The organism is Duganella sacchari, assembly GCF_900143065.1.
Classification (GTDB): Bacteria; Pseudomonadota; Gammaproteobacteria; order Burkholderiales; family Burkholderiaceae_D; genus Rugamonas; species Rugamonas sacchari.
Genome location: NZ_FRCX01000007.1, coordinates 242,019 through 257,905 on the forward strand (window position 1 = coordinate 242,019; position 15,887 = coordinate 257,905).

A 15,887-nucleotide genomic window follows, 5' to 3' on the forward strand; every position below is an offset into this window, starting at 1 on the left:
CAGGAGGCCCTATGAGCGGCAGGATTACTTGCTATTTCGCTTGCATCTTGCTAGTCCTGTCCTTGCCTTTGCCTGCTACGGCTAGGGAAACCATCAAGCTGTGTTTTGAAGCGCAGGATGTGAAGCCGTGGCGTACGGAGCAGGGCGGCGGCCTCAATTTCGATCTGCTCAAGCTGGTCGAGCAGCGGCTCGACATCCAGTTCGATTTTCAAAGCATTCCGTGGAAGCGCTGCCTGGCGCAGCTCAAGGCCAATGCGGTGGATGGCGCGTTTGCCGTCAGCTATAAACCGGACCGGCGCGAGCTGGGGGAATATCCGGGTGGCGAAAGCATCGATGCCGGCAAACGTATGCACACCGATACCTATGTTGTCCTGCGCCGCAAAGGCAGCAAGGTGGAATGGGATGGCAAGCATTTCACCAATCTGGATGGCGCCATCGGCTTCCAGCTGGGCTACTCGGTGGGCGATGTGCTGCGCGCGCAGAATCTGGAAGTGGACGAGGGCAGCCAGCGGGCCGACGAACTGGCGCGCAAGCTGCTGGCCGGCCGCCTGGCTGCGGCGGCAGTCGGCGGCAGCGATGCGGCGGGCCTGATGCGCGGGCCACTGGCATCGAAGCTTGAACAACTGCCTATCCCCATCATTGAAAAACCGTACTTCCTGATCCTGTCGCATGCGCTGGTGGCCTCCCGGCCGGAGCTGGCGGCACGCATCTGGAACGCGATTGAACAGGCGCGCAACAGCCCGGGCTACAAGAAGCTGGCGCAAGCCCAAGGAGTTCGTCATTGACCCGCTGGACAAGGTATTGAACGATGGCGGCAGCCCGCTGTCGCAACTACGTCTGGCATGGCGCCGCAATATCCTGCTGCGGCTGGGGTTCGGGATCTTCCTCGCGGTAGCGATTTCCACCGCCATTTACACCACCTATGTGATGCAGTCGCTGCGCCGCGAGGCGGAGCAGAACCTGGGTGAGCGCGCCGAACGGCTGGCGGCGGTGCTGTCGCAGGCACTGGCGCGGCCGCTGTTCGACATCAATAGCGCGGCGGTATCCAGCGTAGTGGACGCTGCCGGCGCCACGCCGGAAGTGCTGGTGCTGCGCGTACTGGGGCCGAACGGCGTGGAGCTGGCCAGCTATGTGTCGCCGATGAAGGAGCCGGTGGCGGCGATCCACGTGCGGCGCCAGATCAGCTTCAGCGATGCGCGCCGCAGCTATCCGGTCGGCTCCATCGACCTGGCGTATTCGCGCCAGCAGATGGATAACGATTTGCAGCGGCAGATCGTCAATACGGTGGCCGCCAACCTGCTGCTGGCGCTGGCGATCGTGCTGTCCATCTTTATTGTCGGGCGCCGTGCGGCGCGGCCGTTTGCCGACATCCGCACCGGCCTGGAGAAGCTGACGCGCGGCGAGACGGACATCAAGCTGTCCGGCATCGGCCGCGTCGATCAGGTGGGGCGCCTGTCGGACGCCGTGCTGCGTTTCCGCGATACGCTGACGCGCCTGCGCGATGCCGAGCGTGAGTTGCGCGACCTGAACGCCGAACTGGAACAACGCATCGCCACGCGCACGGCGGAGCTGACGCGCACCACGCAAATCGCCCACGACAGCCAGGCCAAGCTGCAAACCATCGTTGATACGGCGCTGGATGCGGTGGTACGCATGGATCTGGACGGGCGTATCGTCGGCTGGAACCGTCAGGCGGAGGTGATCTTTGGCTGGCAGCGCGAAGAGGCGCTGGGACTGGACCTGGACAAGACCATCATTCCGCCGCGCTTCCGTTACGACCACCGGCGCGGCATGCAGCGTTATCTGACCGGCGGCACCAGCGGCGTGCTCGATACGCGCATCGAGGTGTATGCCTTGCGCCGCAATGGCGAGGAATTCCCCATCGAGCTGGCGATTACGCGCGTGAAGACCGAGGAGCATGACAGTTTTGAATTCTGCGCCTTCATCCGCGACATCAGCGAACGCCGCGAGCGCGAGCAAAAACTGGTCACCGCCAATGTGATGGCGGAAGCGGCCAATATCGCCAAGTCGGAATTCCTCGCCAATATGAGCCACGAGATCCGCACGCCGATGAGCGCCGTGATCGGCATGGCCTACCTGGCGCTGCGCACCGAACTGACGCCGCGCCAGCACGATTACATCAGCAAGATTCACCGTGCGGCGCTGACGCTGCTGGGCATCATCAACGACATCCTGGACTTTTCCAAGATCGAGGCGGGGCGGCTGGAAGTGGAGGCGATTCCGTTCTCGCTGGAGGATGTGCTGGTCAACGTCAACAGTGTGACGGCGCAGCGTGCGGCCGACAAGCGGCTGACCTATGTGATTAACGTGGCGCCGGAAGTGCCGCGCTATCTGGTCGGCGATCCGCTGCGCCTGGGGCAGGTGCTGATTAATCTGGTCAATAACGCCGTGAAGTTTACGCTGGAAGGAAAGCTGGAGCTGCGGTGCGAGCTGCGCGGCAAGCGTGACGGCAAGGTGCTACTGCGCTTCACGGTCCGGGACACCGGCATCGGCATGACGCCGCAGCAGAAGTCGCGCCTGTTCCGCGCTTTCAGCCAGGCCAATGGTTCGACCACGCGCCAGTTTGGCGGCACCGGCCTGGGGCTGTCGATTTCGCAGCAGCTGGTGCGGCTGATGGGCGGGAATATCGATGTCGAGAGCGAAGTCGATCACGGCTCGACCTTCTGCTTTGACCTGCCGTTCACGCAGTCCGACGCGGCGGCGCTGGCGGTGCAGGACGCGCTGCATCACGGGCAGGCCGGCGAGTTGAAGCTGGATGCCTCGCCACGCCGCACCGCGCGCGTGCTGCTGGCGGAGGACAGCGAGGATAACCAGGACGTCACGCGCGAGCTGCTGCAGCTGCAAGGGCTGGATGTGGAAGTGGTCGCCAACGGCAAGGAAGCGCTGGAGCGCTTAATGGCCGCCGGCCCGCTGGCCTATGATCTGGTGCTGATGGACCTGGGCATGCCGGTGATGGACGGCCACCAGGCCACGCGCCTGCTGCGCATGGACAGCCGCTTCAGCGCGCTGCCGATCATCGCCGTCACCTCGAATGCGCTGGCTGGCATACGGGCGCGCTGCCTGGAGGAGGGCATGCAGGACTACCTCACCAAGCCGATCGATCCGCAGCGCCTGTACACGGTGCTGTCACGCTGGCTGGGCATGTCAATGAAGGTGATTCCGCCAGTGCCGCCGGCGCAGGAGACGGCCAGCGGCGATGCCTGCGCCACGCTGGGCGATGCGCGCCATGCCTTGCGCGAGCTGGCGGCGCTGGTGGGGGAGTTCAGCGGCGAGAGCGTGGATTATTTCGAGCGCACGCAGGCCTGCCTGGCGACCGTCCTGTCTTCGCAGGAGATGGCGCGGCTGAATCATCTTATGGAGCAGTACGAGTTTGCGGCGGCAGAAAAACTGCTGGCCGACGCGATCAGGAACCAGGAGACACCATGAATACCCAGAACAACCGCCGTACAGTGCTGATCGTTGACGATACGCCGGACAACATCACCTTGCTGTCCAATCTGCTCAAGGACAAGTACAACACCAAGGTCGCCACCAGCGGCGCGACGGCCTTGCAGATCGTGGCATCGTCAAAAGTGGACCTGATCCTGCTGGACATCATGATGCCGGACATGGATGGCATAGAAACCTGCCGCCGCCTCAAGGCCGATCCGGGCAGCAGCGCGATACCGGTGGTTTTCCTGACGGCGAAAAGCCAGCAGGAGGACGAATCGCTGGGGCGCAGCGCCGGTGCGGTGGACTTCCTGCGCAAACCGGTGAATCCCGACTTGTTATTCGCCCGCGTTGCTGCGCACCTGAAATGATATATACTATTTATATTGTTGATTAAAATGGAGTAGAAATGGTTACCAAAGCAGCCCCAAAAACCGCCGCCACCAAGACCAGCACCGCCAAACCAGCGGTGAAAACCGCCGCCCGGCCAGCCTCAAAAGCGGCTGCGCCCAAGGTGGCACCGAAAGCGGTTGCCAAGCCGGCGCCGAAAGCTGCACCGAAAGCCGCTGTCAAACCGGCGCCGAAGGCTGTGCCGAAAGCCGCTCCCAAGGCTGCGCCAAAAGCCGCGCCGAAAGCCGTCGCCAAGCCGAAAGTCGCACCCAAGGCCACCGCCAAGCCAGCTACTCCTGAAGTGAAAGTCAAAGTTCAGAAAGAAAAACTGGTACGTGACAGTTTCACCATGCCGGAAGCCGAATATGCGGTGCTGGGCCAGGTGAAGAAAGCTGCGCTGAAAGCCGGTTTCGAAGTCAAAAAGAGCGAATTGCTGCGCGTGGGCGTGGCGCTGATCTCGCAAATCGACCTGGCGACGCTGAAAAACGTGCTGGCCGGCCTGCCGCAGCTGAAGACTGGCCGCCCTAAAAAGAGCTGATTAAAAAACAACATGTCATGAAAATGACATTCCTTTGTCATTTTCTTGAAAAATTCGATGGTTACGCTTGCTTCGTCTTCCACAGAAAGGATGAAGCATGCAAACCTCGATCATACAAGCGGACGCCCGAGCAACGTCCGGTAAGCTGGTACTCAGTATGGCAAGCACGCCGGAAGAACTGCGCGAAGTTCAACGCCTGCGCTACAAGGTGTTTATTGAATCCATGGGCTTGAGCGCACTGCAACGTGCCGATGGCCTGGATAGCGACGAATTCGACGAGCACTGCGATCACCTGATCGTGCGTGACTCCGACACCCTGATGGTGGTCGGCACCTACCGTCTGCTGAGCGCCAACCGCGCCCGCAAACTGGGCCGCCTGTACTCCGAAGGCGAGTTCGATCTGGGCCGCCTGAACAACATCCGCAACCGCATCGTGGAAGCCGGCCGCGCCTGCATCCACCCGGATTACCGCGGCGGCAGCGTCATCATGCTGCTGTGGTCCGGCCTGGCCGAATACATGCGCCGCGAGAACGCCGAGTTCCTGGTCGGCTGCGCCAGCATCTCGCTGGCCGATGGCGGCCACAATGCCGTCGCCGTGTACCAGCAGCTGATCGCGAAAAACCTGGCGCCGATCGAATACCGCGTCACCCCGCATCTGCCGTTCCCGTTCTCCAAGCTGGAAGCTGCCCAGAAACCGCAAGTGCCGGCACTGCTGAAAGGTTATATGCGTTCGGGCGCATGGATCTGCGGCGAACCGGCCTGGGACCCTGATTTCGAAAGCGCCGACCTGTTCCTGCTGATGCCGCTGGCGAACCTGGATTCGCGCTACGCCCGCCACTACGGCGTAAGCGAACTGCAGGCCGCCTGACGCGCGGATCCGGCCCCGTGTAGAATAAGCCGTTGTGCTTATTCTGCGGGGCTGTGATGAAGTTGGATCTGGATAGTGATAAAGCGGGCTTTCAAGAGCGCCCGATAACGCGCCATCAAGGCGCGCAGGCCCGCAGCCTGGTCGATGCCGTGGTCGAAGAAGTGCCCGTGGCACTGGTCTTCAATGGCCTCTCGCATGCCGTCATGATGGTCACGCCGCGTGACCTGCAGCCGTTTGCCATGGGCTTTGCCCTGACCGAAGGGCTGGTCGCCAAAGCGTCCGATATTTTCGATATTGAAGTGCGCGAGCATGCGCGCAGCTTTGAGCTTGACATCACCATCGCCACCGGGGATTTCGTCCAGCTCAAGCAGCAGCGCCGTTCAATGGCGGGCCGCAGTGGCTGCGGCGTGTGCGGCGTCGAAAGCCTGGCGCTGCTGGATTTGCAGCCTGAACGCATTGTCGCCGCGCCCTTGCATGCGGACGGCGGCATGCAGCCGGCCATCGCGATCGCCGTGTCGCAACTGGGGCAGTATCAGGACCTGATGCGCGCCACCGGCGGTGTGCATGCCGCGGCATGGTGCGACGCCAGCGGCAACGTGCTGCGCGTATGCGAGGATGTGGGCCGTCACAATGCCCTCGACAAGCTGATTGGCCATCTGGCGCTTGAAGGCGTGGACATGCAGCGCGGCTTCGTCTTCATGTCCAGCCGCGCCAGTTATGAGCTGGTGCGCAAGGCGGCGCGCATGCATATTCCCATGCTGGCCACCATCTCCGCCCCGAGCACGCTGGCGATCGACATTGCCATCGAAGCGGGCATCAAGCTGGTGAGCTTCTGCCGCCAGGACGGCTGCGTCGAATACACCTGAATGCAATTACGGGCGGCGGAAGAAAATCAGCTCGGGGTCGCCGTCGTCGAGATTGTCGATCTGCCCACTCGGCTCGAACCCCAGCTTCTCAAACATGCTCCGCATGGCGGCGTTGGAGGCGTTGGTGGAGCTGAATAGCTTCGAGGACGGAACTTGGGATTGAATATGGCGGATGATTGCGGCGCCCAGGCCCAGGCGACGGAAGGCGGCACCCACCATGACCATCTCGATAAACGGCTGTCCAAAGAATTGCGTGGTCAGCACGCCATACGCGGCAACCGTGCCACTGACCTCGGCCACATGGCAATCGGCGGATGCCAGCCAGTGATGGATTTGAGCGCAACGCTCAGGCGTCTCTGCCGCCACAGTGTCGATCGCGCACAGCGCTGCGTAGTCTGCAATTGTCGCTGGCCGAATCTTCATCTCCCTGAAGGTACTCCGGTGCTTATTTTTTCGCGCGCGTAGACAGCGCCACGATGGCAGCGCCTGCGGCCAGGACCAGCGCGTCTTCGATCAAGCCGCTGCGGGTCTGGCCGATGCGCGCCATGGCCTGCTTGCGGCCCGCCAGCGTCATGTAGGCCAAAGGCACTGCCGTGGCGACGGCAACGGCGGCGCCCGCTTTTTCGCGGCCTTGTGGCGCCAGCGCTGCCCCGGCGATGCCCGCGCTCATCACGCGTGCCAACAGGCCGAGGAAGACCGTGCGGTCAGGTGCAGTCTTCATCTTGTCGCCAAACAGTTCTCCGACACCCATGGCCAGCGCGCCAAATTTAAACAAAGGCCGGTCCAGCAGGAACAGTTCGCCGGTGGTGTCGCGGTCGGCCAGGCGGGCGGCCGAAATGGTGGCCATCGGCGTCATGGAACGCGCACTGGCAACGGCGCCGATCAGGGCGGAAGAGAGCAGGCTAGGGTTCTTCATCTTGATTGACTCCCAAAGTAGTTTTTCGCATCACCCTACCTTAGGAGCTATTTCAGATTCCATCTGTTAGATGAAGCACGCAACACGGCCGAGGTCATGCAAAAAAGCGCGACCGCGGCACATTGAAACCCATGTCGAAGTTGATGCAAGAAGTGACGCGGGCTTTTTCATGGCTGGCCTCACAGTTTGACGTACTCGGCCTCTGCCACGTTATAGACCATCACGATGCCCGTTGAATTGACTTGATAGCGGTCGCGCACAGGCGCTACGGCTGGATCTCCGCCACATTTGTCATCGTGTATTTCACGCGCGGCAAACTCCCATAGTTCGGCTGCCGGCATACCGGGAGCATCGTTTTCGCTGGCGAAGGCAAGGCAGTCCAGATCGGCGGTCTTGTGCTGCTTCAGCGCAGACAGCAGCAGTTCCAGCGCCTGGTTTTCGGTGATCTGCGCAGGCGCCAGAGGTTTGCTGGCCTTGGCCCTGGTGTGCGCGGCCGGCGCCGCCTTGGGCGGCTCGGGTGCGCGGGAGCATGCCAGCAGCAGGGCGGCAAGGTAGAACAGCGTGGCGCGTTTTGCGTATGACGTGTTGTTCGTGTTCATGCCGTTGCGCGCTCCAGCAGTACCGGGATCGATTTCGAGGTTGGGGTGCCGGCGCCGTCGGCGGTGCTGTGCAGTGGCACCAGGCCATTGGTCTCCGGGAAGTAGGAACCCAGGCAGCCGCGCGGGATATCGTATTCCACCAGCAGGAAGTCGTCGGCACGGCGCACCACGTCGTCGTCCCATACGCTGACCAGATTGACGTGCTCACCATCCTTGAAGCCCAGCATGGCCAGGTCGTCCTTGTTGATGAACACCACGCGGCGCAGGCCGAATACGCCGCGGTAGCGGTCGTCCATGCCGTAGATGGTGGTGTTGTACTGGTCGTGCGAGCGGGCCGTCATCAGCGTCATCAGGCGATCGCCGTGCCTGGCGCGGGCGCGGTGGATCGGCGTATCGGTGTCCACCGCGTGCGGCACGAATTGGGCGCGGCCCGTCGGTGTGCGCCATTCGCGTTCGCGCGAAGCCATACGCAAATGGAAGCCGCCCGGATGCGCCACGCGCGCGTTGAAGTCGTGGAAGTCGTCAAACACTTTTTCGATCATTTCGCGGATGCTGGCGTAATCGGCGCCGCGCGCCAGCCAGTCGACCTGGCCGCTGCCCAGCGTGGCGTGCGCGAGCCGGGCGACGATCATCGTCTCCGACAGCAGCCCGGGCGAGGCGGGCTTGTTCATGCCGTAGGACAGGTGCACCATGCTCATCGAGTCTTCCACCGTCACGCCTTGCGGCACGCCGTTCTGCAGGTCGATCTCGGTGCGGCCCAGCGTCGGCAGGATCAGCGCTTCCTTGCCGATCACCAGCTGGCTGCGATTGAGCTTGGTGGCGATTTGCACGGTCAGGTCGCAGGCGCGCAGCGCGTCGAAGGTGAGCGGTGTGTCCGGCGTGGCCATGACAAAATTGCCGCCCAGGCCCAGGAAGACTTTGACGCGGCCATCCAGCATGGCCTGGATGCTGTCCACCGTGTCCAGCCCATGTTCGCGCGGCGGCTCGAAATTGAACACCTTCTGCAGGCGGTCGAGGAAGGCCTTGGCCGGCTTGTCCTCGATGCCCATGGTGCGGTCGCCCTGCACGTTGGAGTGGCCGCGCACCGGGCACAGGCCTGCGCCGAGGCGGCCGATCTGCCCGCGCATCATCATCAGGTTGGACAGCATCTGGATGGTCTTCACCGCGCCCTTGTGCTGGGTCAGGCCCATGCCCCAGGTGCTGATGACTTTCTCGCCCTTGATGAAGATGTCGGTGAGCTGCTCGATCTGTGCGCGCGGCACGCCGGATTCGGCCAGCAGCTCGTCCCAGCTTTGCGCGCGCAGGTCCTGTTCGAAAGCCTCGTAGCCGCTGGTGTGGCGGGCGATGAATTCGCGGTCGAGCACACTGGCCTGGCCGGCGGCCAGCGCTTCGTCGTCGCGCTCCACCAGGCGCTTGGCCATGGCTTTGATGAGCGCAAAGTCGCCCGCCAGTTTGGGCTGGATGAACAGGTTGCTGATGGTGGTGCTGGCGCCGGTCAGCATTTCCACGGCGTGGGCCGGGCTGGTGAAGCGCTCCAGGCCGCGCTCGCGCAGCGGATTGATGGAGACGATGGTGGCGCCGCGCCGTGCGCAGTCGCGCAACTCGTTCATCATGCGCGGATGGTTGGTGGCCGGATTCTGGCCGAAGATCAGCAGCGTGTCCGCATGCTCGAAGTCTTCCAGCGTCACCGTGCCTTTGCCGACGCCGACGGTGCCCGGCAGGCCGCGGCTGGTCGGCTCGTGGCACATATTCGAGCAGTCCGGGAAGTTGTTGGTGCCGTACATGCGCACGAACAGCTGGAACAGGAACGCCGCCTCGTTGCCGGTGCGGCCGGAGACATAGAAGGTGGCCTGGTTGGGATCGGGCAGGGCGTTGAGGTGCCGGGCCATGAGCTTGAAAGCATCGTCCCAGTCGATCGGCACGTATTTGTCGCTGGCGGCGTCGTAGACCATGGGATCAGTCAGACGGCCGTGCTGTTCCAGTTCATAATCCGACTGCTTGAGCAGTTCCGTTACCGTGTGGGCGGCAAAGAAGTCCGGCGTCACGCGCTTGCTGGTGGCTTCGGCGGCGACCGCCTTGACGCCGTTCTCGCAGAATTCAAAGGTGGACGCATGCTCGCGGTCCGGCCAGGCGCAGCCCGGGCAGTCGAAGCCGTCCGGCTGATTCTGCTTCAGCAGGGTACGGTAATTGCCGGCGGTGACCTTCTCGCGCACCAGGTTGATGGCGACCTGTTTTAATGCCCCCCAGCCAGCGGCGGGATGGGTGTAGGCTTGTATATGCCCGTCTTTACTCATATTGCATCCGGTAAACTTTTTCTATGCCCAAGTATAGTGCAGAATGATAAATCTGTTAACCGAACTTAAGCTTATGGACGACGAAGTGATGGCCGCGCTGGCCGGTGTGATCGAAGCGCTCTGGCGCATTCAGCAAGAGTGGCCGGACAAATCCTGCTCGCTGGCCAAGCTCAGCAAGCAAACCCAACGCCCGATGAGCGTGCTGCGGCGCCAGCTCAGTGCACTGGAAGAGGCGGGCCTGATTGCGCTGGCGCTGGACGATGGCGGCGTCACCGGCACGGTCCAGCTCAGCGCTGCCGGCGCGCAGTTGGCGGCCGAACTGTTTTCCTGACCTGATTTCAGCGCTTGCAATCCTGGACGCGAAGGTCTACACTTGTTGTACTGTTTGGTACAACTACTTTGAAAGGTCTCTACCATGTCCCGTCCGCCACTACCTCCCTTCACGCTGGAAAGCGCTGCGCAAAAAGTCCGTCTGGCCGAAGATGGCTGGAATACCCGTCAACCGGAAAAGGTCGCACTGGCCTACACAGAAGACTGCGCCTGGCGCAACCGTGGCGAGTTCGTCACGGGCCGCGCGGAAATTATCGGCCTGCTCAAGCGCAAATGGACGCGCGAGCTCGAATACCGCCTGATCAAGGAATTGTGGGCGCATGACGGCAACCGCATTGCGGTCCGCTTCGCCTACGAATACCATGACGATTCCGGCCAGTGGTATCGCGCCTACGGCAACGAAAACTGGGAGTTCGCGGCAGATGGCCTGATGCAGCGCCGTCTGGCCAGCATCAATGAACACCCAATCGCTGCCAGCGAGCGCAAGTTTCACTGGGATATCAACGCACCGCGCCCGGCTGACCATCCGGGACTCAGCGATTTTGGTTTTTAAGACATGCCACGTGTAATGGGAGAGCGCAGCGATGCCGTGCCGCTGCTGGCCGAAGTGTTCCGTACCTACGGTTTTGAAGGCGCCAGCCTGGCGCGGATCACCGAGGGGACGGGGCTGGGCAAGGGCAGCATCTATAACTTCTTCCCGGGCGGGAAGGAGGAGATGGCCGAGGCGGTGCTCAAGGACATCGACAGCTGGTTCCGCGAGCAGGTGTTCCAGCCGCTGCGCCATGCGGCCGACGCCTCGCACGGCATCGACCAGATGTTCAGGGCGGTCGAGCGCTACTTCCTGTCTGGCCGCAAGGTGTGCCTGGTGGGCGTGTTCGCGCTGGGGCATGAGCGCGACCGCTTTGCCGCCCGCGTGCAGTCGTATTTTGCCGAATGGGTGCTGGCGCTGACCACCACACTGGAACGCGGCGGCCGCGATAGCCACACCGCGCTGGCGCTGGCGGAAGACGTGGTGGGCGGAATCCAGGGCGCGCTGGTGCTGGCGCGCGCGGCCGACGAACCGGCGTTGTTCACGCGCGCATTGGAGCGCATGCGGCAACGCCTGGATTGAACTTGTTGGGGGCTGGCGCGTCCAACTAGATTTAAGGCGGACTCGCCATGCCCCTTCCGATTGCCCCCGGCCTGCCGCCGGACTTGCTGCTGCGGCAGATTTATATGCACCAGAGCGACTATGCGGTGTTCAGCGCCGACATGCAAGGTCAGGTGACCAGCTGAAACCTGGGCGCCAGCCTGATTTTTGGCTATGCCGCCGAGGAAATGCTGGGACGCAGCGCGGAGGATCTGTTTACCATCGCCGACCAGGTTGACGGCGAGCCGCAAAGTGAAATGCAGCAGGCGCGCGCGCGCGGCCGCGCCGGTGATTTCCGCTGGCACCAGCGCAAGGATGGTTCCCTGTTCTGGGCCGATGGGGTGATGACGCTGATCGCAGGCGAGGATGGCGAGCCTTTGGGCTATCTCAAAATCCTGCGCGACATCACCGAGCGCAAGCTGGCCGAGGACCAGATCCTGCGGCTGGCTACACTGGACGTGCTGACCAGCCTGGCCAATCGCGCCGACTTTGACACACGGCGCTCGGAAATGGTGGCGCTGGCCGAGCGCACCGGCCAGCTGCTGCTGTTGCTCATGATCGACCTGGACCACTTCAAGGAAGTCAACGATGTGCTGGGCCACCAGGCTGGCGACCAGATGCTGCAAATGGTGGCGCAGCGCATCCGCCGGGTGAGCCGCGAGAGCGATTACGTGGCACGGCTGGGCGGCGATGAATTCGCGCTGCTGCAGCTGCATCCGCCGTCGCCCGCCAGCGGCGGCACGCTGGCTGAAAAGCTGCTGCAGGAACTCGCGCAACCTTTTACGATCGATGGCCACGAAACCAAGATCAGCGCCAGCATCGGGATTGCCGTCTGCCCGGGAGATGCCGCCAATCCCGACGAGCTGCTCAAGAAAGCCGACCTGGCGCTGTATCACGCCAAGCATTCGGGCCGCAACTGCTACCACTATTACACCCATGCACTGGACGAGATCGCGCACCGCAAGAACGCCGACCACAACGAGCTCAAACGGCTGATGCACAACGATGGTTGCGACATCGTGTATCAGCCGATACTCGATGCCAGCGGCCGCACCGCCGCCATGGAAGCGCTGCTGCGCCTGCCCGGCTATCTGGGGCGGCAGCCGGTCGAGTATGCCCTAGGGCTGGCCGGCGAGATCGGCTTGTTGCCGGAACTGGGCATCTGGGTCACGCGCAAGGCTTGCGCCGAGCTGCGGCGCTGGCGGGATGCCGGCGTGGAGGAGGTGCGGATCTGCATCAATACCTGCGCCAAGGAGCTGCGCGACCAGGGCTTTCTGTGGCAGCTCTATCTGGCGCTGCGGGACAATGACCTGTCGCCGGCGGACGTCGAAATCGAGTTGACGGAACGCGATGCCATCGAGCTGGAAAGCACCGGCAGCAAGGTGATCGAGCAGCTGCGGGTGCGCGGGTTCACGCTGTCGCTGGACGATTTCGGTACCGGTTATTCCTCGCTCAGCTACCTGCGCACGCTGCCGGTCAGCACCCTCAAGCTCGACAAGAGCTTTTTGAAGGAAGTGCCCGAACACACGGACGCCAACGCGATCGTCAACACCGTGATCCGGCTCGCGCACGACCTGCGTCTGATGGTGGTTGCGGAAGGAGTGGAAAGCGCGGCGCAGGCGAATTTTCTGCGCGCCGCTGGCTGTAATGCGTTTCAGGGTTTTTTGTATTCGCGGCCGCTGGCCGCCGATGATGCGCTGGCCTGGCTGCTTGAAGGTTCACACTAGTCCCAGGTCGCGCCCCCTGGTACCGAAGATGCTTTCCACCTGTCCCGCGTTCAGGCCGTACATGCGCGTCAACAGGCCGCCGAACATGGCGCGGTATTCGTTGAGCACCGGGTAGTCGCGGTTCTGGAACAGCGTCGGCTGCTCCAGCCTGACCTGTTCGCCATGCACCTTGCCGCCGTTGATGCCGCCGCCCAGCACCCAGTAGACGCTGCCATGGCCATGGTCGGTGCCGCGGTTGCCGTTCTCGCGGAAGGTGCGGCCAAATTCGCTGACCACCACCACCACCGTGTCTTTCCACTCCGGCCCCATCTCCTGCGCAAAGCCGGCCAGGCCCTTGCCCAGCTCTTCCAGCCGGTTGGCCAGGTAGCCGGTGGCGTTGCCCTGGCCGACGTGGGTGTCCCAGCCGCCGACATCGACAAAGCCGATGTTGTAGCGGTCCTTCATGAGCTTGGCGATGCGGCGCGCTTCCAGTTCAAAGCCTTTGGCGGTGATGGCGTTGCGGTTGGCGGCGTCCATCTCGCCAACCATTTCCTTCATCACGTCTTCGCGCACGGTGAAGCCGTCGCGCACCTGCTGCGACAGTTTGGTGCCGTCGTACATGGCGGCGATCATCTTGGCCTGGCGCGCATCGACTGCGGGTTTGGCGACGCTGCGCAGTGCGGTGTTAGCCACCTGCAGGCCGCCCTGCATGATGAGCGGCAGCTGGTCGGTGAAGGAAATGGCGCTGGCGCGGTCGGCGCTCAGCGTCATGGCCAAGCGGTTGAGGAAGCCGGAGCGGTAGTCGCGGCGGCGGTCCAGCGCCTGACCCAGCTCGATCGAATCCTGGGTTTCAAAGTGGCTGCGCGACAGGTCTTCGGTGCCGGCAAACGGCACGAACGCTGCCTGGCCCGCCGTGAACAGCGGATAGATGCTGTCACGGAGCGCCGGGTGCAGGCCCCAGTCGCTGTCGATGGGCAGCGCGGACTTGAGGTCGTCGCTGGGTTTGGCGATGGCGATATTCGGCCGCACCTGGTAGTAGTACTGGCTGGAGATGGGCACCAGCAGGCTGGTGGCGTCGTAGCCGCCGCGCATGAAGACGAACAGCAGACGGGTCTTGCTGGCGGGCGCGGCCCACAGCTGGCCGGCCATTGCCGCAGCAGGCAGCGCGGCCAGGGATTTGATCAGGGTGCGGCGTTTCATCGTGCTTCTCCTAGCGGTTCATCAGTTCTGGCGATGACAGGAACAGCGTGTTCCATTCCTGGGGCGATGCCGCCTGTTCAAGTGCTTGGCGGGTGGCGGGCGCCAGCGATTTTTGCAGCGACTGGTAGTACAGCGCATTGGCCAGTTGCGGGAAGGCCGGCTTTTCCACGGGCTGCGTGCCTTCGCTCTTGAACAGGCCGGCCGCGCCGCTGCCGATGGCCTTGGCAATTTCAAAGCGCGTGGTCATCTGGCCGGGGCTGGCCCAGCCGGATTGCGTGAGCGGATAGCCGTCCGGCGTCTGGCGGCCATACAGTGGTTCGGCCATGCGGTTCAGCCAGTTCAGCATGGGGCTGGTGTTGAGGATGATCTTGTCGTCATAGGTCAGGCGCACGGCCGACACCACGTAGTGCACCGGGTCCTTGAATTTGCTGCCCAGCGACTGCGTGAACTCCGGCGAGGTGAACATCACGCGCAGCACGGCGGCGATGTCGCCATCGGTAGCCTGGAACTGCGCGGCCATGCGTTCCACCAGCGGCTGCGGCGGTTCGTCGGCGACAAAGTAAATCGCCAGCTTGCGGCTCACGTAGCGCGCGGTGGCGGGATGGCGACACAGGCGGTCTAGCGCTTCGTTGACTTCCGCCAGGCCACGGCCCTTGACGGTCTGGCCGAGGAAGACTTTGTCGCCGTAGTCGTGGCGATTCGGGTTGAATTCAAACAGGCCTTTGCGGACATACTGTTCCTGCTTGTCCTTGCGCACATTGGGCATCTTGTCGGTGAGGTTGACGCCGACGCCGGTCAGGATGCGGGCCAGCTGCTGCACATCGTTCTGGGTGTAGCCGCTGTCGACGCCCATGGTGTGCAGCTCCATGATTTCGCGCGCGTAGTTTTCGTTGATGCGGTTGGCGGCGTTCTGCTCGTTATCCAGGTAGCGGATCATGGCCGGATGATGCAGCGTGGCCGACAGCAGGTCGCGGAACTTGCCCAGCGCGTGCGGACGGATCGCGGTGTCTTCGTAGTCGCTGACCAGCACGCGCAGATTGGCCTTGCCCTGATGGACGTTGAAGTGGTTCATCCAGAACCACGTCATCTGCTCCTGCAACTGGTTGGGTGAATACAGGTCACGCAGCAGCGAGCGCGTGGCTGCTTCCTTGGCCAGCCGGTTCAGCTCCTGCTGGTAGGCGCGCTGCGCGGCTTTCTTGGCTTCGTCATCGGCCATCGCCTTGTCGTAGTCGCGGCGCTGGTTTTCCAGCTCCTCCACCAGCTGTGGCATGGACTTCTGCGAAATTGTCAGCGCATCGATCTGCGCCTGCGCGGCCGCCGGCAGCACGGCGGGACCGGGACGCAGCTGCTGGTCGAGCCAGCGTTCGTAGCCCATCTTTTCGGCCTGCTGGTAGGTGGTGTTATTCACGCCCCAGGTGATGCGGTTCAAGGCGTTGCTGAGCGCCACCGTATCGGCGGGCCGGGACACCGTCGGCGTGGTGGGGGCGGTGGCACAGCCAGCCAACAGCAGAAGGGCGGCCAGGGAGCGGGCGATAGGTTGAGTATGCATAGGCCTTAGGATATGCCAATTTGGGCCATCCGCTGTATGAAGTATGTGTATC

16 protein-coding genes are annotated in these 15,887 nt (G+C 63.1%); 10 read left to right on the top strand and 6 right to left on the bottom strand.

Annotated features, from left to right (window positions below; translation table 11 throughout):
- Positions 1-11: 11 nt before the first annotated feature.
- The 6 genes from BUA36_RS17430 to fdhD all read left to right on the top strand — a co-directional run bounded on the left by BUA36_RS17430 (position 12) and on the right by fdhD (position 6,112).
- Entirely contained in the window at positions 12-785 is a 774-nt protein-coding gene (locus BUA36_RS17430; RefSeq protein ID WP_084560214.1) for a substrate-binding periplasmic protein, read from the top strand.
- Positions 721-3,447, top strand: a complete 2,727-nt coding sequence (locus BUA36_RS17435; RefSeq protein WP_229255737.1) for a hybrid sensor histidine kinase/response regulator — start codon at positions 721-723, stop codon at positions 3,445-3,447. The genes BUA36_RS17430 and BUA36_RS17435 overlap by 65 nt, the downstream gene beginning before the upstream one ends.
- The gene (locus tag BUA36_RS17440) at positions 3,444-3,821 is read left to right on the top strand and encodes a response regulator (protein ID WP_072786556.1); all 378 of its coding nucleotides are present in this window, start codon (positions 3,444-3,446) and stop codon (positions 3,819-3,821) included. Before BUA36_RS17435 ends, BUA36_RS17440 begins: the two co-directional genes overlap by 4 nt.
- 38 nt (positions 3,822-3,859) lie before the next feature.
- Complete coding sequence (locus tag BUA36_RS30775) at positions 3,860-4,378, top strand: hypothetical protein (RefSeq protein ID WP_072786559.1); 519 nt, start codon at positions 3,860-3,862, stop codon at positions 4,376-4,378.
- Between the two features lie 97 nt (positions 4,379-4,475).
- Positions 4,476-5,246: a GNAT family N-acetyltransferase gene (locus BUA36_RS17450; RefSeq protein ID WP_072786561.1), complete on the top strand. Its 771-nt coding sequence runs from the start codon at positions 4,476-4,478 to the stop codon at positions 5,244-5,246.
- A 56-nt stretch (positions 5,247-5,302) separates the two neighbouring features.
- On the top strand, positions 5,303-6,112 hold the full coding sequence (gene fdhD / locus BUA36_RS17455) for a formate dehydrogenase accessory sulfurtransferase FdhD (protein WP_072786562.1): 810 nt from the start codon (positions 5,303-5,305) through the stop codon (positions 6,110-6,112).
- 6 nt (positions 6,113-6,118) lie between these two features.
- Here the strand turns inward: fdhD and BUA36_RS17460 are convergent, their stop codons facing one another.
- The 4 genes from BUA36_RS17460 to BUA36_RS17475 all read right to left on the bottom strand — a co-directional run bounded on the left by BUA36_RS17460 (position 6,119) and on the right by BUA36_RS17475 (position 9,921).
- Positions 6,119-6,535, bottom strand: a complete 417-nt coding sequence (locus BUA36_RS17460) for a GNAT family N-acetyltransferase (RefSeq protein ID WP_072786564.1) — start codon at positions 6,533-6,535, stop codon at positions 6,119-6,121.
- A 22-nt stretch (positions 6,536-6,557) separates the two neighbouring features.
- On the bottom strand, positions 6,558-7,028 hold the full coding sequence (locus BUA36_RS17465) for a hypothetical protein (RefSeq protein WP_072786566.1): 471 nt from the start codon (positions 7,026-7,028) through the stop codon (positions 6,558-6,560).
- A 179-nt stretch (positions 7,029-7,207) separates the two neighbouring features.
- Complete coding sequence (locus BUA36_RS17470) at positions 7,208-7,627, bottom strand: hypothetical protein (RefSeq protein WP_072786568.1); 420 nt, start codon at positions 7,625-7,627, stop codon at positions 7,208-7,210.
- The gene (locus BUA36_RS17475; RefSeq protein WP_072786570.1) at positions 7,624-9,921 is read right to left on the bottom strand and encodes an FdhF/YdeP family oxidoreductase; all 2,298 of its coding nucleotides are present in this window, start codon (positions 9,919-9,921) and stop codon (positions 7,624-7,626) included. The genes BUA36_RS17470 and BUA36_RS17475 overlap by 4 nt, the downstream gene beginning before the upstream one ends.
- Before the next feature lie 73 nt (positions 9,922-9,994).
- Here BUA36_RS17475 and BUA36_RS17480 point away from each other — a divergent pair, with 73 nt between their 5' ends.
- The 4 genes from BUA36_RS17480 (at position 9,995) to BUA36_RS17495 (ending at position 13,107) form a co-directional block, all read left to right on the top strand.
- A complete protein-coding gene (locus BUA36_RS17480) occupies positions 9,995-10,252 on the top strand; it encodes an ArsR family transcriptional regulator (protein ID WP_229255738.1) in 258 nt (85 codons plus the stop codon).
- An 84-nt stretch (positions 10,253-10,336) separates the two neighbouring features.
- Positions 10,337-10,804 carry a nuclear transport factor 2 family protein gene (locus BUA36_RS17485; RefSeq protein ID WP_072786573.1) on the top strand — a complete coding sequence of 156 codons (468 nt, stop codon included), beginning with the start codon at positions 10,337-10,339 and terminating at the stop codon, positions 10,802-10,804.
- Positions 10,805-10,807: 3 nt separating this feature from the next.
- Complete coding sequence (locus tag BUA36_RS17490; protein WP_072786574.1) at positions 10,808-11,362, top strand: TetR/AcrR family transcriptional regulator; 555 nt, start codon at positions 10,808-10,810, stop codon at positions 11,360-11,362.
- Between the two features lie 167 nt (positions 11,363-11,529).
- The gene (locus BUA36_RS17495) at positions 11,530-13,107 is read left to right on the top strand and encodes a putative bifunctional diguanylate cyclase/phosphodiesterase (protein ID WP_307188239.1); all 1,578 of its coding nucleotides are present in this window, start codon (positions 11,530-11,532) and stop codon (positions 13,105-13,107) included.
- On the opposite strand, the gene BUA36_RS17500 is transcribed toward BUA36_RS17495, so the two are convergent.
- Both BUA36_RS17500 and BUA36_RS17505 read right to left on the bottom strand, forming a co-directional pair.
- Positions 13,099-14,286, bottom strand: a complete 1,188-nt coding sequence (locus tag BUA36_RS17500) for a DUF1501 domain-containing protein (RefSeq protein ID WP_072786579.1) — start codon at positions 14,284-14,286, stop codon at positions 13,099-13,101. The two genes, BUA36_RS17495 and BUA36_RS17500, sit on opposite strands and share 9 nt — an antisense overlap.
- A 10-nt stretch (positions 14,287-14,296) precedes the next feature.
- Entirely contained in the window at positions 14,297-15,835 is a 1,539-nt protein-coding gene (locus BUA36_RS17505) for a DUF1800 domain-containing protein (protein ID WP_072786581.1), read from the bottom strand.
- Between the last annotated feature and the right edge of the window lie 52 nt (positions 15,836-15,887).

Bases quoted from the DNA above. Each gene is read 5' to 3' on its own strand.
- BUA36_RS17460 (WP_072786564.1), bottom strand. From the start codon at position 6,535: ATGAAGATTCGGCCAGCGACAATTGCAGACTACGCAGCGCTGTGCGCG.
- BUA36_RS17480 (WP_229255738.1), top strand. From the start codon at position 9,995: ATGGACGACGAAGTGATGGCCGCGCTGGCCGGTGTGATCGAAGCGCTC.
- BUA36_RS17475 (WP_072786570.1), bottom strand. From the start codon at position 9,921: ATGAGTAAAGACGGGCATATACAAGCCTACACCCATCCCGCCGCTGGC.
- fdhD (WP_072786562.1), top strand. From the start codon at position 5,303: ATGAAGTTGGATCTGGATAGTGATAAAGCGGGCTTTCAAGAGCGCCCG.
- BUA36_RS17505 (WP_072786581.1), bottom strand. From the start codon at position 15,835: ATGCATACTCAACCTATCGCCCGCTCCCTGGCCGCCCTTCTGCTGTTG.
- BUA36_RS17485 (WP_072786573.1), top strand. From the start codon at position 10,337: ATGTCCCGTCCGCCACTACCTCCCTTCACGCTGGAAAGCGCTGCGCAA.
- BUA36_RS17490 (WP_072786574.1), top strand. From the start codon at position 10,808: ATGCCACGTGTAATGGGAGAGCGCAGCGATGCCGTGCCGCTGCTGGCC.
- BUA36_RS30775 (WP_072786559.1), top strand. From the start codon at position 3,860: ATGGTTACCAAAGCAGCCCCAAAAACCGCCGCCACCAAGACCAGCACC.
- BUA36_RS17470 (WP_072786568.1), bottom strand. From the start codon at position 7,627: ATGAACACGAACAACACGTCATACGCAAAACGCGCCACGCTGTTCTAC.
- BUA36_RS17465 (WP_072786566.1), bottom strand. From the start codon at position 7,028: ATGAAGAACCCTAGCCTGCTCTCTTCCGCCCTGATCGGCGCCGTTGCC.
- BUA36_RS17450 (WP_072786561.1), top strand. From the start codon at position 4,476: ATGCAAACCTCGATCATACAAGCGGACGCCCGAGCAACGTCCGGTAAG.
- BUA36_RS17440 (WP_072786556.1), top strand. From the start codon at position 3,444: ATGAATACCCAGAACAACCGCCGTACAGTGCTGATCGTTGACGATACG.
- BUA36_RS17500 (WP_072786579.1), bottom strand. From the start codon at position 14,286: ATGAAACGCCGCACCCTGATCAAATCCCTGGCCGCGCTGCCTGCTGCG.
- BUA36_RS17430 (WP_084560214.1), top strand. From the start codon at position 12: ATGAGCGGCAGGATTACTTGCTATTTCGCTTGCATCTTGCTAGTCCTG.